Consider the following 3,306-nt stretch of genomic DNA (forward strand, 5'->3'; position numbering starts at 1 on the left):
CTTCCGACATAGCCTTGACGAAAATTGCCATGAACAGCCCTGTTGTCATCGACAAGGACGCTGTATCTTCGCTCCCTCCACAAGTATCCAGTGTCGTTCAACCTCAGACGACTCTTTCGCTTGCAGAACAGATGTCTATTTGCAAACAGGCGATAAGACATCTGGCTCGGTAAGTCATCCTGCTGAAGGCCCGACCGTTGTCTCAGGTACTCACAGCACAGCTGCTCGATCATTAACATTAAATCCACCTCCTGCGAAAAAACAAAGGAAGGCAGGCTCCAAAAAATACCGATGTGATCACCCCGGCTGTGAAAAATCACTTGGCTCTCAAGCCTCATTGAACACTCACAAAAGTCAATATCACACCGGAGAGCCAACCTGCCCTGAGTGCCAGAAGACCCTGCCAAACGCTCAAGCCCTGTCGGTTCACAAAAGAAAAGATCACACCCCGGAGCAAACCTGCCCTGAGTGCGAGAAGACCCTGCCAAACGCTAAAGTCCTGTCAGTTCACAAAAGTCAATATCACACCGGAGAGCAAACCTGCCCTGAGTGCCATAAGGTTCTGTCAAACACCCAAGCCCTGTCGGTTCACAAAATTCAATATCACACCCCAGAGCAAACCTGCCCTGAGTGCCAGAAGGCTCTGCCAAACAAGAAAGCTTTGTCGGAACACAAAAGTCGATACCACACCGGAGAGCAAACCTGCCCTGAGTGCCAGAAGTCCCTGCCAAACGCGAAAGCCCTGTCGGATCACAGAAAGCAACACCGAAAACAAAAGTTTGATGATGCACAGTCAAGTGATTGATTTTTTCGGTTTGTGCAGCCCTGCACGACGTGTCCATGGCGCCAGTCGATCCACATACTATTTCGAATACCTCAAAAATACAGCTATTTATCTGAAAAGGAGAGCTATGACGGGATGCATTCATGCACGTATTCCCGGAGGCTATTTGTCTTTTACTCAAGGCGCAGCCATGGTTGGTGTTTGGTGCGTGGAGTCATACTTTCTCAGTCTGAAGCACATCCAGTACATTAATCCATAGAGCGTCATTGACCCCACTAATACTCCCCCCCAGGCTGCTGTCTGCCAGCATGCGATCAGAAGAAATCCTCCCAGACTGCCGCCCAGATAATAAGCAACAAGGTACAGAGCGGTAGCCGTAGCCTTGGCACGGGTGGCATGATGACTGACCCAGCCATAAGCCAGAGAGTGAACAAAGAATGCTCCGGAGCTGATCAGCAATAATCCGATAATGATTGTCGTCAAGGCCTGAAAACTGGCTATCCATAACCCACACATGCTAATAAATGTTCCGATCAACAGGCCTTGGGTGATGGTGTTTTGCTTACGCCAGTGCCCACTGAGTCGGGAAGAAATAGTGCCGCTCAGGTAGCAAAGAAAGATCAGTGCAGTCCAGCCCACAGGAAGAGAGTGGGGGGGAGCAATCAGTCTGAGACCCATGACAGTGTATAAATTGACGAACAGGGCAAAGTTTAGGCCACCAATTAATACAGCCAGTAACAATTTTGGATTATGCAGGTGCCCGGCAATAATACGGGTAGCTCCTTTAACACTGACCCCGGATTCTTGCTGAAAATGAACCGCTCTGGGCAATAACGCGTAGACAGTCAGAGCACATAGCAGACTGAACAGTGCCATGGCCGCAACGGCTGTCTCCCAGTTCCACTGTTCGGACACCAATCCCCCAAAGATACGGCCACTGATACCTCCCAGGGAGTTTGCGCTGATATAAGTGCCGACAGCCATCACGAGGGCGTTTTGGGTGAATTCTTCTGCCATGTAGGCCACTGCTACGGCAGCAAAACCTGCCAGAGCGACGCCCAGCAGTGCTCTGGCAACAATCATAACCGTCAAGCTGTTTGAAAGGAGTATGCCCAGTCCTGTCAGAGGTATCAGTGCCAGGCTAATCATCATCACAGGGTAACGTCCCAGCTTTTCTGAAAGAATGGCCCAGGGCAACAGTGACATTGCCAGACCGGCCGTACTTGCTGCCAGCAGGCCATTGGCCTTGAGCACAGATATCGAGAATTGATTAGCCATGACAGGAATCAATGGCTGAAACAGATACAGGTTACAGAATATCAGGAATGACCCCAGTGCCAGGGCAAAGGTGGCTTTTCGATAAGAGGGCGTGGCTAGATCAATCATGTTATTACTGCTACCTGAATGCTGAACTATATATTTTACAAGTCAATTTCTTGTGAGCTTATAGATTTCTGGAATGCTAATTTCTCTTTATTGAACCATGCTGTTGATTCACAATCCCATCCCGGAATAAAAAAATCTTCTGTGCAGTGTACAGCATCAAACTCAGTCGCTACTCGTTCCCAGTCTATATAATTATCATCTTCTGCATGAGGGAAGTTTTTTAATAAGTATTCATATTTTTCAGTGGAGTCAATATTAAATATTTTTGCTGTTTCTGAAACCTTAAATTGAGCAGCACTGGTTCCTAACCAAAAATTCAATCCATTTTCCCTGCACCATTCTATCCATGCAGTTGTACTTTTACCTTTTGGTATAAATACCTGGAATGAATGATAATCGTCAGTTGTTGTAAGTTGATTTGAAAACGCAGTAGCTTGGGAGCTTGTTGGCTCAGAGGGCTGAACAGGAGGTAAATTCATAGTAAATTCCTTATAGTTATTTATTCTTAGAGAGTTCATTCACCATAAAGTTCATAACAATCCGGCAACCGTGTCTGACAAATTCTTCCCGTTCGTTCCCGGGTTCTACCCCTCCACCTCACTCAGCTTTGCCTCACGGTTAAAGCAAACGTTGAATTTGAAGCCAGTGTGAGAATAAAGTTATATGAAGACAACCTTGCTATGTGCCTCTGCCGGAGGCTCGTTGCGCAGAGTGAACGCCAGGTCTGCTCTCTACCTTTCTCTGAGCCGCTAAAATTGGAAATTGTGATGGTCTGGCGAAAAAAACGGTTATCTGTCTCTGGCTGATTGAGCCTTCAAAGAGTTAGTAAGAGAGAGGTGCGTTATAAAGTCCTGATTCTTTCCATATGATCCAAATTCGCTAATTATGCGTAAACGCTCTAACATTGGGTTTTGAGACCTTAATTAATCACCGAAGAAAGGTGTTTTGTATGTTAAGAGTACTCTATCGTCTGCCTGACCTCTCCTTCGCCCAAAAGTTGAACGATCTTGCAGAAGCTGAAGGGGTTAACCACAACCGGATCCACATCGCTCACAAAGATCATCTGGCTACGCAAAAAAAACATCTGAATGATCTGTCCTTCCTCGAGGAATACGACACTGTCCACTCGGGTGGAC

The 3,306-nt window shown here is 46.9% G+C and carries 4 protein-coding genes; 2 read left to right on the forward strand and 2 right to left on the reverse strand.

The window, feature by feature from the left end; all coding sequences use genetic code 11:
- The first annotated feature begins 139 nt into the window (after window positions 1–139).
- Window positions 140–805, forward strand: a complete 666-nt coding sequence (locus tag KDK19_RS02685; RefSeq protein WP_257291299.1) for a C2H2-type zinc finger protein — start codon at window positions 140–142, stop codon at window positions 803–805.
- A gap of 156 nt (window positions 806–961) precedes the next feature.
- Here KDK19_RS02685 and KDK19_RS02690 read toward each other — a convergent pair whose 3' ends face one another.
- Window positions 962–2,170 (reverse strand): MFS transporter, encoded by a 1,209-nt coding sequence (locus tag KDK19_RS02690; protein ID WP_257252946.1) that lies wholly within the window; start codon window positions 2,168–2,170, stop codon window positions 962–964.
- 35 nt (window positions 2,171–2,205) lie between these two features.
- A complete protein-coding gene (locus tag KDK19_RS02695) occupies window positions 2,206–2,649 on the reverse strand; it encodes a hypothetical protein (protein ID WP_257275838.1) in 444 nt (147 codons plus the stop codon).
- Between the two features lie 470 nt (window positions 2,650–3,119).
- Between KDK19_RS02695 and KDK19_RS02700 the strand changes: the two genes are divergently transcribed.
- A partial coding sequence (locus KDK19_RS02700; protein ID WP_257291300.1) for a hypothetical protein occupies window positions 3,120–3,306 on the forward strand: 187 nt, incomplete at its 3' end.

It is taken from the genome of Endozoicomonas sp. ONNA1, from assembly GCF_024606325.1.
Taxonomy (GTDB): Bacteria; Pseudomonadota; Gammaproteobacteria; order Pseudomonadales; family Endozoicomonadaceae; genus Endozoicomonas_A.

What these genes read in the sequence shown, in the direction of transcription:
- KDK19_RS02690 (WP_257252946.1), bottom strand. Translation starts at nt 2,170, where the DNA reads ATGATTGATCTAGCCACGCCCTCTTATCGAAAAGCCACCTTTGCCCTG.
- KDK19_RS02695 (WP_257275838.1), bottom strand. Translation starts at nt 2,649, where the DNA reads ATGAATTTACCTCCTGTTCAGCCCTCTGAGCCAACAAGCTCCCAAGCT.